Genomic DNA, 20,927 nt, shown 5'->3' with positions numbered 1-20,927 from the left:
GAAGATAAGAAGGGAAAGCAAATGAATTACGAAGTCCAAAAGTCCGAAGAGGAATGGAAAAAAGTCCTGAATCCGGACCAATACAGAGTGTTAAGAGAAAAGGGAACCGAACGGGCGTTTACCGGAGAATATTATTATAATAAGGAAAAAGGAAAGTACCTATGCGCCGCCTGTGGTGCGGAATTATTTTCCTCCGATACCAAGTACGAATCCGGAAGCGGCTGGCCTTCCTTTTACAAACCTGCGAACGACAAGATCGTGGTTTCGGAAACGGACAATAGTCACGGGATGACCCGGACTGAAGTCCATTGTGCCCGTTGCGGCGGACATCTAGGCCACGTTTTTCCCGATGGTCCCGCTCCGACAGGGTTGCGCTATTGTATCAATTCCGTATCGTTGAAGTTTAAAAAAGATTAGGCTCGGAAACCGATCGGGTCGGGCGTCCAACAGGACGTATCGAACTCCGTTTTTTGGAAAGCGGTTCCGGTCTTTGGGCCGCGAGTTTGCGGCGAGTCGGAGTGCCGCGTCTTTCCTAAAACACTTGCCTAAAAAGGGTACCTGCGGAACCTTCTTATCGGAGCATCCGATCGATTCGGATCCGATTGCATGAAGAAAGACCACCTGACTTATTTGCCAGAAAACCGTTCGATTCGCCCGGTCCTCGTTCAGCATCTTGTGGAGTTCTATTTTAATTTTTATTACCTGATTTCCAATATCATCGGGATTTTTGTGACTCTTCCGGATCATACCGAAGGCCACAAGCGTCCGGTGGTTTTGGTAACCGGCTTCTTGGGGAGAAACATCACTTGGAAAGCCATGAAGGAACGTCTCGTTTCTTTAGGGCATCCCGTATATGCGGTTCCCTTAGGTTTTCAGGTCGGAGATATCCGCAAGAAAAGCAAACTTTTGGAAGAATTCATCTTGGAAAAGGACATTAAGGATTGTTATCTTGTCTGTCATTCCATGGGAGGATTGATCGCGGCAGGGTTGACTTATAAAGGGAGAGATCGGGTGCGAAAAATCTTTACGCTCGGATCTCCGCTACACGGGACCTACGTGGCCTATGCGGCTCCATTTTTCCCCTGTACTTGGCAAATGTTTCCCGGTTCCAAACTGGTTCAGGAAGTAGTCGAAACTTATTCAAAATTTCATAATGTTCAATCCATTTTCACGAAAGGGGATTCTATCGTTCGCCCGTACGAGAGTGCGAGGCTGGGCCATTTCGACGACGTGGAAATACCAGAGTACGGTCATTTGAATTTGTATCTGGGATCGTTAGGAATCGAGTGCCTCTCCTCTTTGATCACTGCAGAAGAGAAGAAGGATCCTCTGTCCGTGAAACAGAAACCGGTCAAAGCCGAGTCGCAAAAATCGACAAAAAGCTCCGCAGCAAAGAAAAAGACCGCCGGTAAAAAGAAGGCAAAGGCCAAAACTCCGAAAAAGAAATCAGGGGCGAGAAAATAAGACAAGGCGTCGTCCCGACGTCAGGGCATTCCGCTTCCTGCGAACGATTAAAACGTATACTCTTCGAAAATTTCCCGGAGAGAATCTTCCATTTCCCGAATATAGCGAAGATCTTTGGTCATTCGCCAGAGGGTAATGGAACCATGGTAGGCCATGAGAACCCGTCTTGCAACGTAGTGGATATCCATGTTTCGCGACAATTGACCCGACGCCACCGCTCGACTGAGGTATTCCCGTATCATCCGAATCCACTTGTCGGCGATTCCCTTTAGAAATTCCGTATATTCCGGGTCGGAATCCATGACTTGGTTCGCAAATCCCGCAAAAGGGTCCCCGTGAAATTCCGAATGGCGAATTTGTCTTTCTTTCAGGATTACCCAGGCACGTAGGAATTCTTGGACCTCGGGGTACCGTTCCATTAAGGCGGAGAGGTCGGACAAGGTTTTTTCTTCCTGCCGAGCGAGGTAGGCGATTCCCAATTCCTTTTTGGAAGGGAAATGATCGTACAAACTAGCCGCGACCGAGCCGGATTCCTGGATAATCTGTCTCATTCCCGTATTGGAGAATCCTTGTGTATAAAAAAGTTCTGTGGCAGTGTCCAGGATCCTTTCCCGAACGCTAGCCCCGGAATCTCGCTTTTTTCTCTGCGCAGTCATCGGCCGATTCTTTAATAATTTCATTATTTCACCAAAATCCCCTTCTCGTCAATAGAATTTGGGTTTACCCGTTAAAAAACCAGAACGAACGTTCTGTATTTTTTGTTGCCCCGATTTTGCCGGGGTCTAACCTAGGGTCAGGAAATTTTTCCCATGCAAAGAACCGTGATTCATACGATCAGCACAAGATTTTCCGATCTCGATACCCAGAGACATGCGACAAGCAGGACTTATGAAGACGCCTGCTTGGGGGATCGCTATAGGGTTTTGGAAGATGCGGGTTACGGTTGGAAGCGGATGATAGACGAATCCGTAAGAATGACTGCTCTCGCCTCCGATATCCGGTTTTTGGCACAGCAGATGGAGAACACCGTTTTGTCGGTTCGTACGGAAGTGCGACCCGGAACTGACGGAAAACTCCTCTTTCACCAAGAGGTATTGGGGTCTGATGGAAAGACTGCTGCCGAAATTCGAACGTTGGTTCAGACGGAAAAAGACGGGGTCCCTACCAACTTGCTGGCTTCGGAGGAAAGTGCTGAATCTTTGGTCTCTTCCTTTGAGTCGGTGCTTCCCTTTTCCGGGACGTGTGAACGGGCCGCTACGGAAAGAGACCTTTTTTATTGCGAAAGAAATCCGTTCGGAGATTACAACCCTTCCCATTATTGGAGAATATTAGAGGAAGGCAGATGGCATTTTACCGCCGATTCCGGACTTTCGTTGGAAGACCTTGTGGCTTTGGACACTACGCTTTTTTATATGGGTGGGAAGATTCGATATCATCGCCCTTTAGTAGCCGGAAGGAAGGCGAGAGTACGGACTTGGATCCGTAATTTCGAAAAGATTTGGGGACACATGAGGCAGGAAATCACCGATTCCGTTACCGGAGAAGTTCTTGCGGAATCCTTGGACAATCTCCTGGTCGTGTCGGTGAGCAAATCGAGACCGAAAAGAACGCCGGAACGATTGATTTCCAGCGCTGCGAGAGTGACGGAGTTTCCGGATTCCGAGGAGGTCGGGTGACATTTATTATGTATTTAGAAAGGAAAGAAAGACTAACGTCTGGAGAAAGACTATGAAACTCGAAAAGAAATTGGCGCTCTGCACGCCGCGTAGAACTCCCTTCGCACAAATCGCGAAGGCTTTGGGACCTTATCCCGGCCACCACCTAGGTCGTCTTGTAGCGGAAGATATTCTTGCTAAAAGCGGACTCAAAAAGGAACAAGTGGACGGGGTCGTAGTCGGAGAAGGATTTTCCAATGCTCCGAATTCCGCTCGCGTGATCGCGAATCTGATCGGACTTAAGGATGAAATTCCTTGCATTACCGTCGCCAACAACTGCGTATCCGGAATGGAAGCCGTGGCGGAAGCCGCCCGTAGAATCGTTTTAGGTGAGGGGGAAGTTTTTTTGGCGATAGGAGAAGAGTCCCAGACCTCCATGCCTTTTATCGTTAAGAACGCCCGTCTGAACAAGAAAGCAGGATCCTTGGACAAACTGAAGAAATTATTACCGGACAATTTGCCTGAGGGAGTCGAGTTACGCGATACCCTCGAAGACGGGTTGGGTGACGGAGAAACTTCCTACGGAATGCAGGTCACGGCCGAGATCGTTGCCCAAAATTACAATCTGTCCCGCGAAATCTGCGATAAATTGGCGTTCGAATCCTTTAAACGTGCATTAGAAGCTTCTAAAGCAGGAAAATACGCTCCTTATATCATTCCCGTGAAAGACGAAGACGGATCCGAACTCGCAATCGACGAAGCCGTATCCCTGCGCGAGGGTTTGGTGGAAAATCCGAGCCGTATGGGACGTGCGATGTTGTTATTCGACAATCCCCAGATGAAATTCGACGAGTTCAAAACCAAGTATTCCAAGGATCTAAAAAAGAGCCACGGACCTACGGTTTCCATCTTTAATGCTAGCCCGCGTTCCGACGGTGCGGCAGGTGTGATCGTTACGACCGTAGAAAAAGCGAAAGCTCTCGGACTCCAGATCGAGGCTGTCGTTTCCGGTTGGAAAATGAAAGGGGTTCATCCTAATAATATGGGAATCGGACAAGCATATGCGACGGAAGGACTGTTGCAGGATGCCGGTCTGAAAATCCAGGATATCGACTATGTGGAAATCCACGAAGCGTTCGCCGCTACCGCTGTCGGAGCTCTGGAACAGATTAAAATCGATACCGGTTGGGATTGGGAAAAGAGTTTCGACGAGAAAAAAATCAATCCTAACGGAGGATCCATCGCAATCGGACACCCGTTCGGAGCGACCGGAATCCGACTCATAGCAAATGCGATCATGGATTTGAAAGAAGACAAGTCCGCTAAGAAAGTGCTGATCACCGCCTGTGCCCACGGCGGGATCGCGGGTTCCATGCTCATCGAAAGATACGAAGGTTGATTCATCCTTAAACTTTGAAACTGTATCGCCCCGGGGAAACCCGGGGTTTTTTGTTTTTGGCGGTTTTTACCGAATATTTTCCTCCCTATAAAAATTAAATAATACTGTCGATTTAGATATAATAAATAAGAACGATCGTTCTGTTTTTTATGGAAAAAATCCACAGCTTACGTCTAACCTAGTGAAAGACATGCTGTCGATCGGTAAAAAAGGCCGTGCAGCATCCGGAGGACGGTTATGAAGCTCGAAAGAAAGTTGGCGATTTGCACTTCGAGAAGAACTCCCTTTGCTCAGATTGCGAAGGCTCTGGGGCAATATCCTGCGCACCACTTAGGGCGCATCGTTGCAGAGGATATCGTAGCGAAGAGCGGTCTGAAGAAGGAACAATTCGACGGTATTGTGGTCGGTGAAGGCTTTCCGAGCGCTCCAAATGCGGCCCGAGTGATCGCGAATCTGATCGGATTGAGGGATGAGGTCCCTTCGATTACGGTATCGAATAATTGCGTATCCGGTTTGGAAGCGATAGCCGAGGCGGCTCGTAGAATCGTTTTGGGAGAAGGGGAATTGTTCTTGGTGATCGGCGAAGAATCCCAGACGGATTTGCCTTTTATCGTAAAAGGAGCGAGGCAAAACAAGAAGGCGGGATCCTTAGAGAAACTGAAGAAATTATTACCCGATAATCTACCTGAAGGAGTGGAGCTACGCGATACCCTTGAAGACGGCTTGGGCGACGGAGAAAATTCCTACGGGATGCAGGTGACTGCGGAGATTCTCGCGCAGAATTACGATCTTTCGCGTGAGATCACGGACAAGGTAGCTTTCGAATCTTTTAAAAGGGCGCTCGAAGCTTCGGAAGCAGGTAAGTACTCCCCTTATATGATTCCGGTAAAGGACGAAGAGGGAGAGTTGCATACCGTTGATGAAGCCGTGGAACTCCGTAGAGGTCTTGTGGAAAATCCGAGTCGCATGGGCCGTGCGATGTTGTTATTCGACAATCCTCAGATGAAATTCGAGGATTTCAAAAAGAAGTACGCGAAGGATTTAAAAAGGACCCACGGACCCACCGTTTCTATTTTTAACGCAAGTCCCCGTTCCGACGGCGCGGCCGGGCTGATTTTGACGACTGTGGAAAATGCAAAAGCCTTGGGATTGAAAATCGAAGCGGTGATGTCCGGTTGGAAAATGAAAGGAGTTCATCCGAATCTGATGGGCCTCGGTCAGGCTTACGCTACGGAAAGTTTATTAAGCGAATTGAATCTTAGGATCCAGGATCTGGATTACGTGGAAATCCATGAAGCTTATGCAGCTACCGCAGTGGGCGCGCTGGAACAGATTAAAATCGATACCGGCTGGGATTGGGAAAAGAGTTTCGACGAGAAAAAAATCAATCCTAACGGAGGTTCCGTCGCGATCGGACACCCGTTCGGAGCCACAGGAGTTCGTTTAATGATCAATGCTCTCATGGATTTTGCGGAGGATGAAAAAGCGAAGAAGGTGCTTTTGACTGCTTGCGCCCACGGCGGAATCGCGGCGTCTATGGTGGTAGAAAGATTCGAAGCTTGAACTCGCATACCTGGGCCCGGGGAGGAAGTCCCCCGGTTTTTGCCTTCTCGAACCGGAAACCTTGTAGGAGTTCCTACAGAATTTCATCGCAAAAAAAGGGTTCCAGAAATGAAAAGAATCCGATATCTGGCGCTATGCCGCGGGACGGTGGGTTACCGAGATACACTGGGCTGCGCCCCGCGGGCGTATCCGGGGTACCACCACACCGGCCCCCACCCAGAGTAGGGCGGGGACCCTATCCCAGCGGTTTTGTACCCGGATTCTACAAAGAGTCCGGTTGCCTTTATCCTAAAATCGATCCAAACGTACCGCACTTTGGCATTACAATTCGCGATTTTGAATGGTAAGTCCGGCAAATCGATTTTGCCAGCCAAGCGCACGACCGGGATTCTTTCTAAATGTTCGGAAAAATGAGGTCTTTGGTTTCCATCGTCTCCCTTTCGTTATTCGGCTGCGCCGCCGCAAGAGAATCACTTCCGAATAAGCCGCTCTGTACGACTTCCCTGAATCGGCCGAAAATCACGATCGAAATAGACCGGCTATCTCTGATAAAGACGATCCCGGAAGGCGAAGATCCCGTAGGTTCCGAAGCTCTAATTCGTTCCTCTCTTTACGAATATGAAAGTTACTTCGAAGCTTCCTTTGTAGAACAAGCGAAAAAGGAAGGAATCCTCTTCGGAGACGAATCTTCCGATTTGGTATTAACATTTCGCATTAAGGACTTTGGAAGAGTCCGGCCTTCATCCTTGTACGCGGGAATAGGAGGGAGTGTTCTGCTCGGCTTAGGTGTGGCGGGCATTTTTTCCAATCCGGCCTTGGGCGCGGAGGTTCTGGTAGTAAGAGCTCTTCGTTTCTTGACGGCGCCTTATGTATATGCGAGATACGTTTCGACCGTTACAGTGGAGCTCAGGGTAGATGCGATCCACGGCGCTAAAAACGTTTATAAAACTTCGGAAAACGTAATCCGGTGGCAGAAAAAATCGAGAGAAGAAAGTCTCCGAAAGGATTTGGAAGAACTTTCCCTGGAGTTGGCAAAGACTCTGAGAAAAAATTGGAACAAGGTATGCGATAAGAGAATGTAAGAAGCTTCTTCTTGAGAAGAGGATCCGTACGGTTCTCTTATTTTACACATTTCCTTCTTACATTCTAATTATATTATCTATCGAGAATCGGTTTGGAATCAAATGAAACCGAGAAACGGAAATCCATGCGTGGATAATTCTCTATAAAATCTCTTTTACGGGCTTTTTTCGAAAAACAATTGACTAGGAATCAAAAATCGAATAAGCCCGGTTCCGTTTCCGAGGGATGTCATGAGAAAAAATAAATTTGAACTGATAACGATACTTCTTTCCACTCTCGCTCTTTTTGCAGGGTGTAACGACAAAGGTAAAAGCGAACAGGCTTCCGTCCTTTCCGCCATAGGAGGGTCCCCAAAGTTGGATTCGACATCGGCGTCTAACCAAAGAATGGCTTTAACTTCCGCAACGTATGCCCCGGATATTTTTCTAGTAGGAGCCGCAAAATCCGATATCACCGGACCTTTCGTCCAATCGAGCACCGGTTACAATAACCCGGGTTCGGAAATGCACGGTTTGGCAATGCGTCTTTACTCTAGGGCTTTCGTGATCGAAAAAGCCGGCGGAGATAGGGTGGCGATCGTCACGGCTGATATGCTTCACATGTACCAAAGCGTCAAAATCGGAGTGATCAAAAAGCTTCAGGCGGACGGATACGGATCCGTGTTTAAGACGGAGAACGTGCTGATTGCGGCTACTCACGATCATTCTGCTCCCTCGAATATTTCCTGGTATACGTTATTTAATGCGTTTAACGGTGTGATGGGTTTCGATAAGGTGCATTACGCTATCGTAGTAAACGGCATCACGGAATCGATTAAGAACGCTTATAATAACGAAAAGCCCGCAAAGATCAGGGTTTCTGCCGGAACTCTGGCCAATACGATCGCGAATCGTTCTTCGGGAGCGTACAATTGGAACTTGGACAAAGCTAATTTCTCCAAAAATGTGGACGATACCATGACTTTGCTCCGATTCGACGGTTTGGACGGTTCCGAAATCGGGTTATTGAATTGGTTCGGTGTACACGGTACTTCTCTCGGCATCACGAACTCCAGAGTGCATGGCGATAATAAAGGTTTTGCAGCATACGAAATAGAACGCTTAAAAGGGGGAAATTTCGTCGCGGCATTCGCCCAAGGAACCGTAGGCGACATCAGTCCGAATACTCCGGATCCTACCGATATAACGAAACCCTTTCTTCGCCCCAACGATTTGGATCCTACTCTCGACACGATGGAAAATCCCATCGTCCACGGTCGCTTGCAGGCGGATAAGGCGTTGGAATTGTACGGTGCAGGAGGTACGACGCTTTCCGGAAATATAATATATAGACATTCCCATGTTTTATGGAATAATAAAATTCCCGTAAATTCCGCCTATATCGGCCAATACTCCATGCCCTGGGATCAAACCGCGAACGCGACCACTTGCGTCGCGACTATCGGTGGAGGATTTTTGGCGGGGGATGTGGAAGGGGCCCCTGTGGCTTTTGCAAAACAGGGAGATATACGTAACAATTACGTTTTTCAGAACGGGCAATGGGTCCGACAAAATTACAACTTAACGAATCTTAGCGGAACGGCGGCTTTTCTGGGAGTTCTTTGGCCGTTGGCGCAGACCGTACTCGGAACGAACCAATACCAGGATTGTGATCAGGAGAAATTCACTCTTCTCCCTGTAGGAGAAGTGGATCGATTTTGGTTTCCGAATCCGCAAGTGCCCTTTGTTCCGGTAGTTTTACCTTTGCAAGTGGTCGCCATAGGCGGCGTAGGAATCCTGGCCGCTCCCTTCGAGTTGAGCACTATGGTGGGTAGAAGATTGAGGGATCGAGTGAGCGCGACCTTGGCTTCCGTGGGCGTCTCCACTGTTCTGGTCGCCAGTATGGCCAATACATATGCGCAATATCTCGTCACTCGCGAAGAGTATTCCGCTCAGCATTTCGAGGGAGGCTTTACGGTCTACGGACCTTGGGCCTCCGCGGCTCTCCAACAGGAGTTCGATAGGATCACTAAAAATCTGGTTTCGGGAAGCACGGGAGATCCGGGACCCAACCCGCCCGATCTTTCCAACCAGCAGTTTATCCAAACCTGGCTATCTCAAAACGGAGTCGTGAACGACGGAGGCAATTTCGGATCCGTGCTTACGGATGCTTTAGCGAATTATAATAGAGCTAAGGATAAGGTTTCCGTCCGTTTTCAAGGTGCTCATCCTCGTGTGGTGCAGGATAAGAAATTGGACGGGACTCTCGGCTCCTATTACGATCCGGATAAATACACGTATTTGGAAGTCCAGCAAAAGGATCCTTCGGGTCAATGGACCAGAATCGCGGACGACGGAGATCCCTACACTTCTTTGGATTGGCTCAGAACCGGCGGCGATTTATCTCCCACTTCGGAGGTTACGATTACATGGTTGATTCGAAACGCCGTACCGGGCACGTACAGGATCGTTTATAACGGACTTGCAAAGCAGTTTTGGGGAATATTTTGGACGTACCAAAAATTTACGGGAATTTCCCGGGAATTCCAAGTGCAATGATCGGGGAAAATTTAGGATAGATTTTGCGTTAACGCTACGAAAGGTGAGCATATGGCCCTTAGGTTTTTATGCTCCCTTTTCGTGGGAGTTCTCTTTTTACACTGCGTGAAAAAGGACGATAAACTGAGTAATACGGAATTATTACAGGACGTTCTTTTGGTCCTTTCTTATCCGTATTTGATCAATAATTGCGCGATTACCGGAATCAATCCGCAGGGGCCCGTCCCGGTAATTTCCGCAGGATACGGAGCTAGAGGGTCCCGCCAGGTTTCGGTAAGTGCATTGCAGAACCCGATCGCGGATCGAAGGGTCTGCGTTTACTATCCTTCCGATCAGACCAATCCCGCTCCCGTCTTGTTTCTATTTCACGGATTCAGCTCCCCTTCCGCGGAGCCGTATTACCCCTTGATCGACTTTTACGTTTCTAAAGGGTATGTCGTGGTATTCCCCATTTACTTTTCCGACAATAGACCGCCTCAACAGAATTACGACATTATGTGGGCGGGACTGACATACGCGGTGAATACGTACCCGAACCGGATCGATACGAAAAAAGTAGGATTCATGGGACATTCGTACGGAGGAGGAGCTACTCCTTATATGGCTCATAAAGGTCTTTTCGAACAATCTTGGGGAAGTTCCGGGTCTTTCATGTATCTCGCCGCTCCGTGGTATTCGTTTAATACCACGAATTCGAATCTCGCGGACTTTACCACGGCGACTAAATTGATCGTCCAGGTCCATCAGGAAGACGACACTAACGATCATCGTATGGCGATCGATATTTTTAATAACGTTACTTCCATACCATCCACGGAACGGTCTTACCAGATCATCTATACCGATTCGTTCGGGGGATACACCTTAAAAGCGGACCATTACGTTCCGATCAAAGACACCATCATCGGCATCGGAGCGTTGAATGGTCTGGACTTTTACGGCGTATGGAGGCAACTGGACGCCCTCACGGATTATGCGTTTAACGGAGCAGGTTCTGCGACTGCATTAGGAACCGGCAGCGGGAGTTTCTCCATGGGGAGTTATCCAGACGGATCCCAGGTGAAAAAAATGGATTTTACCCGTTCACCTAGCCCTCTTCAGGCGGAGAGTTACTATTCCCAACAATGGAGCAACCCTTTGAATCCGAGATAGATCCCGTTCGCAATAGGACGATTCCTTCCTCTGGATTTTTTACGATTTGGATCGGAGATTTCATTGCAAAAACGCGTACGAACGGAGGATCCTTTCCGAATCAGATCTTTGGTTTTCGGTATGTCATTTCGCAAAGCTTCGGTTCTTTTTTTTCTTCCGCTCGCCTTAGGCGCTCAACCAAACGAAACTTCCCGGATTCGGATCTTCGATTCGGTTTCCCAAAAGGAGATTTCTCAGGAAATCCTGGAGTCCAAAGTGCGCGATGCGGATGCGGTGTTGATCGGGGAAGAGCACGACGATACGGTCGGCCATGTTTGGCAGTTGGAAACCTTAAAGAGGCTATCCGAAAAATTTCCTTTCGCGCTTTCTCTCGAAATGTTGGAACGGGACCAGCAGAGAATATTGAACGAATTTCTAAGAGGGGAGCTGACGGAAAAAGGGTATCTGAACGGAACCGTATTTTGGTCGAATTATCTGTCGGACTACCACCCTTTGGTGGAATATGCCAAGAGCAAGAAATTGCCTGTGATCGCATCCAATGTGCCGAGGAGATACGCGAATCTGGTTTCGCAAAAAGGACTTTCTTCTTTGCTTCGATTGCGTAGTCCTTTTTTACCTCCTAGATATCTGATCGGACTCCATCGACAGGAACAGTACGAGTCCAAATTGAAAGCCGTTTTGGGACATCACGGTTCTACCGCAAATCTAGGCAACTTTATGGATGCCCAGTATCTATGGGACGCAAGTATGGCGGACGCGATCGCGGATGCCTTTTATGCTACGGGAAGAAAAATATTTCATATTAACGGCAGGTTTCACAGCGATCAAGGGATGGGTGTTCCGTTTCGGCTTAGACAGATGGGCTTGAAGGTATTGGTAATCAGCGTTTTTCCCGTAAACCAAAGCTTCGGACCCGGGGAGGAGGACTTTCTACAGGCTGAAGTCCTTGTGTTGACTCCGCGAAAGGTTGTTCCCTAGTCCGAGCCCCGAATTTCGTGCTTGTAGGCGGACGCATTTTCTCCGAAAGTACTACTGATGCTGGAGACAGGAATTCGTACTCTTTTCGAATCTAAATTCGAGTGCCCCGCTTGCGGTACGTTATCCCGTCTACCGGAAAGCGTTCCTACCGAGATGGTTTTTCGGCTGACCTGTTATCGATGCGGGCACAAGTCCTTGGTCCGTTTGGCTCGCAAGTCGGTCTCCGAAAATCCGACGGTAAGACCCGAATCCGATATTTCTCCCGAGCGCCAACCCTCCGTTCGTGAACCGAATCCGGAACCTTTTATCGTTAAGAAGACTGCAACCGATGCGGATACGATAAGAGAGAAGGACCAGCTTTCCCTTGCGGATAAATTCCGTAAGAAAATCGATTCCTGGAAATCCCCAAAGTCCGATTTACGAGGAGATCGACCCTGGTTCCAAAAAATCAGAATGCGGGAAGGGGAAGCTCCCGGGAGCGGACATCCTGTCCGAACTTTGGCGGAAAGACTTTTTGATCGGGGAAGAAAATTCCGGCTCCCCCGCTTTCGCGCGAATTTCTGGCTTTTAGCTTTTCCGGTTCCGGTATTTCTTGCTTTTCTAATATTCTTTTGGATAGGGGTCGTCCAGAGGGAATCGGAAGTGGAAGGGCTCTTGAGCGTATTTTATATCCACCAGCCGACGGTGATCTACGACCGGGACGGAAAGAAAGTGTCCGAAATTTTCGGCAAGAAGACCAGCAATCTGGAATGGGATGCTTATCCGGAAAACCTAAAGCGGATGGTACTGCTGGTGGAGGATCGCAATTTTTACTCCCACGGCGGAATACATTATTCCTCCGTCCTTCGAGCGTTTTTCGTAAACTTGACGAGTCTTAGATTCAAGCAGGGCGCGTCCACCATCACCCAGCAGCTCTCACGGATCTTATTGAACGATCGCGAAAAGAGTTTGGGAAGAAAATTAAAGGAAGCACAGCTCGCATACGCTCTCGAATCGCAATTGGACAAACAGAGAATCCTTTTGCATTATATGAACAACGTATATCTGGGACACGGGGCCTTCGGCTTCGATAGCGCTTCGCAATTCTATTTCGGTAAGAAACCGAAGGATTTGAGTCTCTCCGAAATGATCGTTCTCGCCTCGTTGGCCTCCGCGCCGAACCGGTATTCTCCTTTGAAGAATCCGGATTTGTCCTTAGGCAGGGTGGAAGCGATTTTGAAATCCTTGGAAAACGACGGCGCTTTGAGAGAGGATCTTCGTCCGATCATGCGGGAACTATACGTTTCCTTCCACACTCGTTCTCCCGGAGAAACGGTTTACGGAAATCGAAAGGACGATTCTCCCTATGTCACGGAGCATGTACGTAAATTTCTACAAGGTTTATACCCGGATGCGAACATTTATGAAACGGGAGGTTTTTCCGTTCACACGACCATCTCCCAACCCGTACAAACCGAATTACAGAGAATCGTAAAGTCTCATGTGGATTCTCTTGTTCGCTCCGGTGCGGTGAGAAAGCAAAGATTGACCGTCCAAGGGAAGGATGGTGAAGCCGCTCCGTTTCGAAATCTCGTGGCGGATCTTTCTCCCGCTCTCGAATTGTTTTTGGACACGGATCGGTTCCGTGCCGGTGGAGATAGCGGATTGCAGGCCGCGGTGGTCGCGGTAGATCCGCAAACGGGAGACGTGCTTCTGTTGCACGGGGGAACGGAGTTCAAGTCGGACAACCAGTTTCCTAGGGCGACAGGCATGGTCCGTCAGACAGGTTCGACGATAAAACCCGTATTGTATGCGGAAGCGATCGATAAAGGATTCGTGACGCCTGCGACCCATATTTTGGATGCGCCTCTGATCTACCGGAATGCGACATCCAACTGGATGCCGGAAAATATCGGCAGCCAATACGACGGAGATATTTCCGTGCGTGTTGCCTTAGCGAAATCGAAAAATACGGCCGCCGTACAGATCGCCGAAAAATTGGGTCTTTCCGAAATTTCGGAAACATTCGGAAGATTCTTTTTCCCGGAAGAGAAGGTGCTGAAAAACCGATTTAGAAGGGACTTATCCCTGGCTTTGGGTTCCCTCGAACTTTCTCCGTTGGAAATGGCCTCGGCATATTCCTCCTTTGCGAACGACGGAAACATCGTCCGACCGCACCTCATCGAAAAAATCACCGATCGTTCCGGTAATGTCGTTTATCAAAGAAAAGAACAGGACGAATTCAACCTTCGTTGGCCGAAAGAACGCAAGGCGATTTCGCCTCCTACAGCGGAGATCATGGTGGATCTATTGCACGGAAGCGCGAATCATGCCGGAGTTCGAAACACGGGATATAGGGGAGAAGTCGCCGGCAAAACCGGAACCACGAACGAATACCGCGATGCTTGGTTCGTCGGAATACGTCCGGGACTTTCCATGGCCGTTTGGATCGGTTACGACTCTCCTATTTACGGCATGGGCTCTTCCGCATTAGGCGGAACGGTAGCCGCGCCTCTCTGGGGAACGATCGCGAAGGTATTCGATACCGCCGAATCGGCGGACCGGGACGAAAGAAGAAGGTATTCCTTTTCCCAAAGGGCGGTTTCCTTGTCGATTTGCGCTGAGTCGGGAAAATTGCCGGGTCCCGATTGTCCTAAAAAAACGGGAGAATTGTTTCATCCGTCCCATGTGCCTACGGAAATCTGCCCCTTGACTCATAAGGCCGACGCCAAGAAGGAGATCCTGAAAAATGTATTTTAGATTTTCTAAATATACTATTTTTATGATATTTTTCTCCGTATCCGTTCCGACTTTTCTTTCGGCCGTAAACTATGAGGACGCTTATTCTTTGGAGAAGCAATCTCCCGTTTTTGCGATACCTCTGTATGAGGAGGTCTCCCGAACGGGGTCGAGTTCCGATGTTAGAAGAACGGCAGCCACGAGACTCTATTTTCTCTACGAAAAATTCAACAAATACGTTCCCGCTTTGCAGTACCAGATCCGGGCCGGGACGACCAAGAACAAAAAAGGGGAATGGTCCTCGTTCGTAAAGAACCTATCCCAGGGATTGGGAATCAGTCCGTATTCGCTTATTGCGGTTACGCAGGCCTGCTCCAAGAGCACTTCGGCATTTTCCGTGCCGGAAACCAAGACGGATTCCACCGTTTCTTCGGAAGCGGCTTCACCCGAGATTTCCGAACCGTATCGTTCGCTATCCAAAAAGGAAAATCTGGCTTTAATTCGGCTCTGTTATTCGGTAAAGATGAAAACGAAGGACTACGAGGGCTGGGATCATATCTTCGCCTATTTGACGGAAAAGGAACTTTTGTCCAAGGATGTCGCTCTGCCTCTCTGGGTGGGATCCGCTCTACAGTCCGGACGGGGAACTCCTTATCGGAGGATTTTTTTGGCGGGAAAATCCAAATCACTGAGTGCGGATTCCAAGTCGGATATCCTCTACTTATATGCGAAGTTTCTCCGGAATAGGGGTCGTTTCGAAGCTAGCGCGCGTTATTTTCTAATGAGTTCCACGTATTCCAACGCCAAGAGAGGACGCTTCGAAGCCGCTAAGAATCTTTTGCTGATGGATAGAAGGAAAGAGGCATGTTCTTTTCCTTCGGAAACATACAACGGAGACGAAGAGACGGAAGTTCTTTTCCGCAAACTTTGTCAAACGAACGATTGGGATTGGGCGATGCCGTACCTTCCCGCCTTACGAATCCTAATGCGTGAAAACCCGGATCCGGTATTTTCCTTCGTAGCCCAAGGTGGAGGAAGGGAAGCCGCGGAAAATTTTTTATCCAGAACGAGTGCGGGAAATCCGGATAAAGACGACGACGGGGCAGAGGAAGAAACCGAATCCGCCGGGATTCTGGCAAAACTGTTTCCTCCGGAGGATAAGACTCGATTTCCTTTTTGGGACGTGCGGGATCGAGACGCGAATTTGGTCTTACCCGAAAAAACGAAATATATCTGTAAAGTGATTCGGAGACCCTTTTTCGGTTCTCCGAATATCCAGCCCCAGTTCTGTAAGGAGACTCTTCCCGGTACTTTGGAACAGATCCTGTCCGCAGTCAACGAGGAGGAAGACGATGCCAGTTATGCTTTTGCGGATTCGTCTTATCTGCCCGTAAACGCAAAATGGATGTGGAAGGAAATTCCGCCACCCCAAGGAATCGATCCGTCCTTGGCTGCGGCCGATTCCCCACCCGTGTTCGGACCGATCGGCGTTTTGGGGCCTTGGAATCTGGATTTTGTCGTTTTTAGGAAAGTCTTGAATAGGACTTACATCGAAATCAGAAAAGGGAAAGAATATTATAATGTTTCCATAAAGCCTTCGAACGTCCTATGGGAAAAGGGATAGATTAGAGGACCGACTTCGCGGATGTGCGAAAAGCAAAGGAGGTGTTCGTGCTCACATACAGGTTTCTCGCTTTCTGCCTTTTATTTTCCCAAATGCTATACGTCTCCGACTGTCGTACTTCGGAGGAATCAAAGAGAGAAATCGTCGGCGCGCGGAAGGAAGTCGACCGGGAATTCGAAAAAAGAATCCACCAAGTCTCTCCCGGTGTCTATTCCGCGGTAGGATACGGGATCGCGAATTCGATATTTATAATGGGAAAGGACGGTGTCATCGTAGTGGATACGATGGAAGACCTCGAATCCGCGGAGGAGGTTTTTAAAGAATTCCGTAAGATATCTAACTTGCCCGTCAAAGCTATCATCTATACTCACGGTCATCCGGACCATATTTTCGGTTCCTCCGTTTTTGCGGCAGGATCCTCGCCTATAATATATGCACATAAGGACTTGCAAGCGAATGTGGAAAGATTCGCGAGCGAAACTGCGATCGTAGTGGGAAGCAGAAGCGCCCGTATGTTCGGAAATTATTTACGTAAAGAGGAAGTGGAAAACGTAGGGATCGGCCCTTCCCAAGGTTATACCGCCTCCACAAAAATAGATTACCTTCCTCCTACGAAAACGTTCGAGAATAGACTTTCCGTAAAGGCAGCGGGAATCGAAATGGAATTGATTCACGCTCCCGGAGAAACCGACGACCAGATCTACGTATGGCTCCCGGAACAAAAAGCACTTTTGACCGGGGATAATTTTTACAAATCCTTTCCGAGCTTATATACGATCCGCGGAACCTGGTTTCGAAGTTTAAAAAATTGGTATCGGTCCATCGATCTAGCGAGATCGCTTAAACCCGAATTTGTGGTTCCTAGTCACGGTAGACCCATACGGGGAGCCAAGGAGATTTACGGAATTCTAACGGATTATCGGGACGCGATCCAGTACGTTCACGACCAATCTTTGCGCGGGATCAACCTAGGTCTGCATCCCGACGATCTTGTGGAATTCGTAAAGTTGCCTAAACACCTGGCATCTTCCCCCTATCTACAAGAGGTGTATGGAAAAGTTTCCTGGTCGGTGAGATCCATGTTTGTCGGAAATCTAGGTTGGTTTTCCGGGGATTCTTCCGAACTGGAGCCCTTGACGAGAAAGGAACAGGCGGAACTTTTTTCGGAACTCGCCGGGGGAAAGGATCGCTTGGTCTTGATTGCGAGGGAAAAACTGGAAAAAGGCGAATACCAAGCCGCGCTTCAATTAAGCGGATATATTCTGCGAATCGATCCGGAAAATCGGAACGGGAAAGAGATCAGGATTCGATCCTTACGATCCTTGGGAGAAGGAGCCGAAAACGCGAACGCGCGTCATTATTACCTGACGGAAGCGCTTGAAATTCACGACGATTTCGTGGCGAGGCTACGGATAAAACCCAGTGCAATATTATTGAAACGTTATCCTCTTTCCGTATTCTTCTCGAATTTATCCGCTCGTTTGGATCCGGTCAAGAGCGCCGATTTACAAGGAAAAGTTTCGATCAAATTTACGGATACCGGCGAGGAGTTTACCGTCCACTTGCGGAGAGGTGTGGCCGAAATCGAAGAGCGTATTTCTGAGAATCCGAATATACTCGTATATGCGAATTCTCAGGTTTGGAAAGAGATGCTGGTTCGTCTCATTAATCCGGCTCTTGCGCTGCGAAGTTTCGAATATAGGAAAGGAAGTCTTGTGGAGTTCGCTAAATTTCTAGGAAATTTCTCCCTACAACAGGAACCCAGGCTTCCGTACTCGGTGGGGAAATAAATTGGGCAGGGAAGGATTCGCCTCCCCGTCGCTCGGCACTCCTGCCTCGCTCGCGTAGGCTCGCCGTCTTACTTACTCGACATCGTGTCTCGCACCGCTTCCTAAGGGTCGCGGACGTAAGACTCTATTCGAATCCTTCTTACTTTGTTTTATTAAGGGAAATATTATTGGGCAGGGAAGGATTCGAACCTTCGAAGGCTTGGCCAGCAGATTTACAGTCTGCCCTCGTTGACCGCTTGAGTACCTACCCGAGATTTTTGGAAAAGGTGAATCCGCCCGATCAGCTGCCTAGAGGAATCGAACCCCCAACCTGCTGATTACAAGTCAGCTGCTCTACCAATTGAGCTAAGGCAGCGTTTGGACTCGTAACCAGTATTTCGAGCGGATTTCCGGGGTCAACCGATTAAAAAGGATTTTCTCCTGGCACTAGAACGGGGGATTTGTATTGCATGCCTCTTTTCCTCGTAAATCTAGGGATGACGATTTCCATTCTCGCTTTCTATGTCGGATTCTGGTTCCGCTTTCGGAACAATCGTCTTCACAGAATTTTTAATACGATCGGCATCCTCTTTAATCTCTGCGCTGCGATCTATCTTCTGTCCTTAAAATACTTGTTCGGGGGCTTGGACTCCGCCGGCTTTGTGCCGGTCTTCGACAGAACGATCATCGACATCCACCGCGCCTTTGCCGCTCTGGCCCTGGTTTTGATGCTCCTAACCGGTTGGTCCGGCTTTGCGGGAAAAAAAGGATTCCATCGAAAACTCAACTTTGTTTTTCTACCATTATATACCCTCGTATATCTCTCCGGATTATTTCTATTCCGTTCCGGGAATTAAGTCGGGGCAATTTTAGAAGGTCGACATGAGCGAGATTAAGGAACTCAAAGAATTCGCGAATAACATTCGTAAAAACGTGATCAAGATGGTGACCGCGGCAAAATCGGGTCACCCGGGCGGACCCTTGGGGCTCGCGGATATTTATGCCGTTCTTTATAAAAAAATTCTAAATCATAAACCTGCGGATCCGGACTGGGAAGATAGGGATCGTCTGATCCTTTCCAACGGGCATGTTTGCGCCGTCCGCTACGCCGCGATGGCACAGTCCGGTTTTTTTCCCGAGTCGGAACTTCTTACGTTTCGAAACATCAATTCCAAATTACAGGGGCATCCTTCCACCAGATATCTAAAAGGAATCGAAAGTTCTTCCGGTTCGCTAGGACAAGGCTTGTCGGTTTCCGTCGGAATCGCACTCGGAGCGCGATTGGCAAAAAAAGATTATAAGATTTATGTCTGCATTTCGGACGGAGAATGCGGCGAAGGAATGACTTGGGAAGCGGCGCAATCCGCTGCTCATTATAAAACGGACAACCTGATCGCGTTTATGGACAAAAACGGAATCCAGATCGACGGCTTCACAAAAGACGTGATGAACCTGGAACCTCTGGATAAAAAATTCGCTTCCTTCGGTTGGAACGTTTTGCAAGCGGACGGTCATGATATTCCTGCGATAATTTCCGCTTTCGAAAAGGCAAAGACTCACAAAGGATCTCCGACGATCATTTTGTTCGATACGGTTTTGGGAAAAGGGGTTTCCTTTATGGAGAACAATCCCGGCTGGCACGGAACTCCGCCGAACGCGGAGCAGGAAAAGAAAGCTCTCGAGGAATTGGAAGCTCTCAAAGTATAAGATCTTCTCCCCCGCGTATTTCCGAAGTTCGAAAAAAGGAAGAACATTCCATCGATTCGAAGTTTTCTACTTTCGTTCGGAAATACGCTCCGAATGCAGAAAAACACGTTTCGATTTCGTTTTTTATCTTTGCGGGCGCTTGACTTCGTTTCGGCCTTACTCTCCGTCGGAAAGAGAACATAAACGAACGACATAGTTAATTTATGAATCACATCCTTTTTTAATTGTTCGAAAAACTTCCGAATTGACTAAGCTCTTCCCGGTATCACGTTATTGTACTTATGCAATCCTCCGACTTCCCTTTCGGAACAGTTCCCTTCCCGCCCGATAAGATAGAGGATAAATTTTACCAATTGGAATTTGCCTCCAGCGAGGATAAATCCGGGATCATAACGGAAATCGCCGCTATGATCCCTTGGCAGGTTCGCGTCCGGGAAGTAGCGGACGAATTGAAGGATCCCACTCTGCGCGTTTTTGCGAGAGGAGTCGCACCCGTCATTCATTCGGAAAGAATCAGCCTGCGTTATGCGGCATTGGCCGAAAAAGGAAACTCGAATCATTACGAGGATTTGGAGGAAGGTGCCTTTTTACTTTCCTCGGTCACGGAGCCGGAACTTTCTTATCTCGAATTCCGGACCTATCTGGATCGGATCGCGTTGCGAGTGGAGGAGCTCGTGGATCTAAACGAAGATCTCGCCTCCGACGATGTGAAGGTTCATTTTTTAACCCGTGTGCTGTCCCAAGAAGAAGGTTTTTCCGGTAATCACGAGGAATACGAGGATCCGGACAATTCCTACTTACATCGGGTGTTCGTCACAAAAAGAGGCATTCCCATTTCTTTGTCGGTGATCTACCTTTTAGTCGCGCATAGGCTGAACCTTCCGCTGTACGGCGTCAATATGCCTCTGCATTTTCTCCTTCATTTCGAATCCAACGACTATGAAACCTATATAGATCCATACCACGGCGGAGTGATGCTGGATCGTTCCACCTGCATCCGTTTTTTAAAGGCAAACGGATTTCAGGCGCATGATCGTTATTTTACCCACGCCAGCAGTATGACGATCCTGAAAAGGATGTTTCGCAACCTGATCCATATCTATCGGAAAAAGGAGAATCGCGAAATGGAAAAAGTACTGTCCAAACATCTGCTCGCCTTGGACAGCAAGTGGAAATCCTGACTTTTTCGCCCCCTTTCTTTTCGTTTCGTTCGGATTTCCTACCCTTTCCTGCTTGAGCGATACATTCCTTCGGAAATAGTGTCGAAACAAGGAAACT

16 protein-coding genes and 2 tRNA genes are annotated in these 20,927 nt (G+C 48.4%); 15 read left to right on the top strand and 3 right to left on the bottom strand.

Annotated elements, in window-relative coordinates:
• Positions 1-21: 21 nt before the first annotated feature.
• Both msrB and EHO61_RS02285 read left to right on the top strand, forming a co-directional pair.
• Positions 22-417 (top strand): peptide-methionine (R)-S-oxide reductase MsrB, encoded by a 396-nt coding sequence (msrB, locus tag EHO61_RS02290; RefSeq protein ID WP_210415298.1) that lies wholly within the window; start codon positions 22-24, stop codon positions 415-417.
• Between the two features lie 189 nt (positions 418-606).
• The gene (locus EHO61_RS02285; RefSeq protein WP_135812020.1) at positions 607-1,464 is read left to right on the top strand and encodes an esterase/lipase family protein; all 858 of its coding nucleotides are present in this window, start codon (positions 607-609) and stop codon (positions 1,462-1,464) included.
• 47 nt (positions 1,465-1,511) lie between these two features.
• Here EHO61_RS02285 and EHO61_RS02280 read toward each other — a convergent pair whose 3' ends face one another.
• On the bottom strand, positions 1,512-2,120 hold the full coding sequence (locus EHO61_RS02280) for a TetR/AcrR family transcriptional regulator (protein WP_135812551.1): 609 nt from the start codon (positions 2,118-2,120) through the stop codon (positions 1,512-1,514).
• Between the two features lie 153 nt (positions 2,121-2,273).
• On the opposite strand from EHO61_RS02280, the gene EHO61_RS02275 reads away from it, so the two are divergent.
• From EHO61_RS02275 to EHO61_RS02230, 10 genes are all read left to right on the top strand, one after another.
• Positions 2,274-3,140: a thioesterase family protein gene (locus EHO61_RS02275; protein ID WP_135812019.1), complete on the top strand. Its 867-nt coding sequence runs from the start codon at positions 2,274-2,276 to the stop codon at positions 3,138-3,140.
• Between the two features lie 52 nt (positions 3,141-3,192).
• On the top strand, positions 3,193-4,518 hold the full coding sequence (locus tag EHO61_RS02270) for a thiolase family protein (RefSeq protein WP_135812018.1): 1,326 nt from the start codon (positions 3,193-3,195) through the stop codon (positions 4,516-4,518).
• Positions 4,519-4,755: 237 nt separating this feature from the next.
• Positions 4,756-6,081, top strand: a complete 1,326-nt coding sequence (locus EHO61_RS02265; protein ID WP_135812017.1) for a thiolase family protein — start codon at positions 4,756-4,758, stop codon at positions 6,079-6,081.
• Positions 6,082-6,491: 410 nt separating this feature from the next.
• Positions 6,492-7,163, top strand: coding sequence for a hypothetical protein (locus EHO61_RS02260; RefSeq protein WP_135812016.1), 672 nt, complete (start codon positions 6,492-6,494; stop codon positions 7,161-7,163).
• A gap of 231 nt (positions 7,164-7,394) precedes the next feature.
• Positions 7,395-9,701 carry a neutral/alkaline non-lysosomal ceramidase N-terminal domain-containing protein gene (locus tag EHO61_RS02255; protein WP_135812015.1) on the top strand — a complete coding sequence of 769 codons (2,307 nt, stop codon included), beginning with the start codon at positions 7,395-7,397 and terminating at the stop codon, positions 9,699-9,701.
• 51 nt (positions 9,702-9,752) lie between these two features.
• Positions 9,753-10,853 (top strand): alpha/beta hydrolase family protein, encoded by a 1,101-nt coding sequence (locus tag EHO61_RS02250; RefSeq protein ID WP_135812014.1) that lies wholly within the window; start codon positions 9,753-9,755, stop codon positions 10,851-10,853.
• 120 nt (positions 10,854-10,973) lie between these two features.
• Positions 10,974-11,831 (top strand): ChaN family lipoprotein, encoded by an 858-nt coding sequence (locus EHO61_RS02245; RefSeq protein WP_135812013.1) that lies wholly within the window; start codon positions 10,974-10,976, stop codon positions 11,829-11,831.
• Between the two features lie 57 nt (positions 11,832-11,888).
• Positions 11,889-14,570 carry a transglycosylase domain-containing protein gene (locus tag EHO61_RS02240; protein ID WP_135812012.1) on the top strand — a complete coding sequence of 894 codons (2,682 nt, stop codon included), beginning with the start codon at positions 11,889-11,891 and terminating at the stop codon, positions 14,568-14,570.
• A complete protein-coding gene (locus EHO61_RS02235; protein ID WP_135812011.1) occupies positions 14,560-16,173 on the top strand; it encodes a hypothetical protein in 1,614 nt (537 codons plus the stop codon). Before EHO61_RS02240 ends, EHO61_RS02235 begins: the two co-directional genes overlap by 11 nt.
• Positions 16,174-16,220: 47 nt before the next feature.
• Positions 16,221-17,963 carry an alkyl sulfatase dimerization domain-containing protein gene (locus tag EHO61_RS02230; protein WP_246031973.1) on the top strand — a complete coding sequence of 581 codons (1,743 nt, stop codon included), beginning with the start codon at positions 16,221-16,223 and terminating at the stop codon, positions 17,961-17,963.
• Between the two features lie 168 nt (positions 17,964-18,131).
• Here EHO61_RS02230 and EHO61_RS02225 read toward each other — a convergent pair.
• A tRNA-Tyr gene (locus EHO61_RS02225) sits at positions 18,132-18,213 on the bottom strand.
• A 32-nt stretch (positions 18,214-18,245) separates the two neighbouring features.
• Positions 18,246-18,318 (bottom strand) — tRNA-Thr (locus EHO61_RS02220).
• 94 nt (positions 18,319-18,412) lie between these two features.
• On the opposite strand from EHO61_RS02220, the gene EHO61_RS02215 reads away from it, so the two are divergent.
• From EHO61_RS02215 to EHO61_RS02205, 3 genes are all read left to right on the top strand, one after another.
• On the top strand, positions 18,413-18,799 hold the full coding sequence (locus EHO61_RS02215; RefSeq protein ID WP_135812010.1) for a hypothetical protein: 387 nt from the start codon (positions 18,413-18,415) through the stop codon (positions 18,797-18,799).
• A gap of 25 nt (positions 18,800-18,824) precedes the next feature.
• Positions 18,825-19,649 (top strand): transketolase, encoded by an 825-nt coding sequence (locus EHO61_RS02210; protein ID WP_135812009.1) that lies wholly within the window; start codon positions 18,825-18,827, stop codon positions 19,647-19,649.
• A gap of 281 nt (positions 19,650-19,930) precedes the next feature.
• A complete protein-coding gene (locus EHO61_RS02205; RefSeq protein ID WP_135812008.1) occupies positions 19,931-20,830 on the top strand; it encodes a transglutaminase-like domain-containing protein in 900 nt (299 codons plus the stop codon).
• Positions 20,831-20,927 lie beyond the last annotated feature (97 nt).

The sequence above is a fragment of the Leptospira fluminis genome, assembly GCF_004771275.1.
Classification (GTDB): domain Bacteria; phylum Spirochaetota; class Leptospiria; order Leptospirales; family Leptospiraceae; genus Leptospira_B; species Leptospira_B fluminis.
The sequence above is the reverse complement of the archived record's forward strand: the minus strand, read 5'-3'. Positions and strand labels throughout refer to the sequence as shown.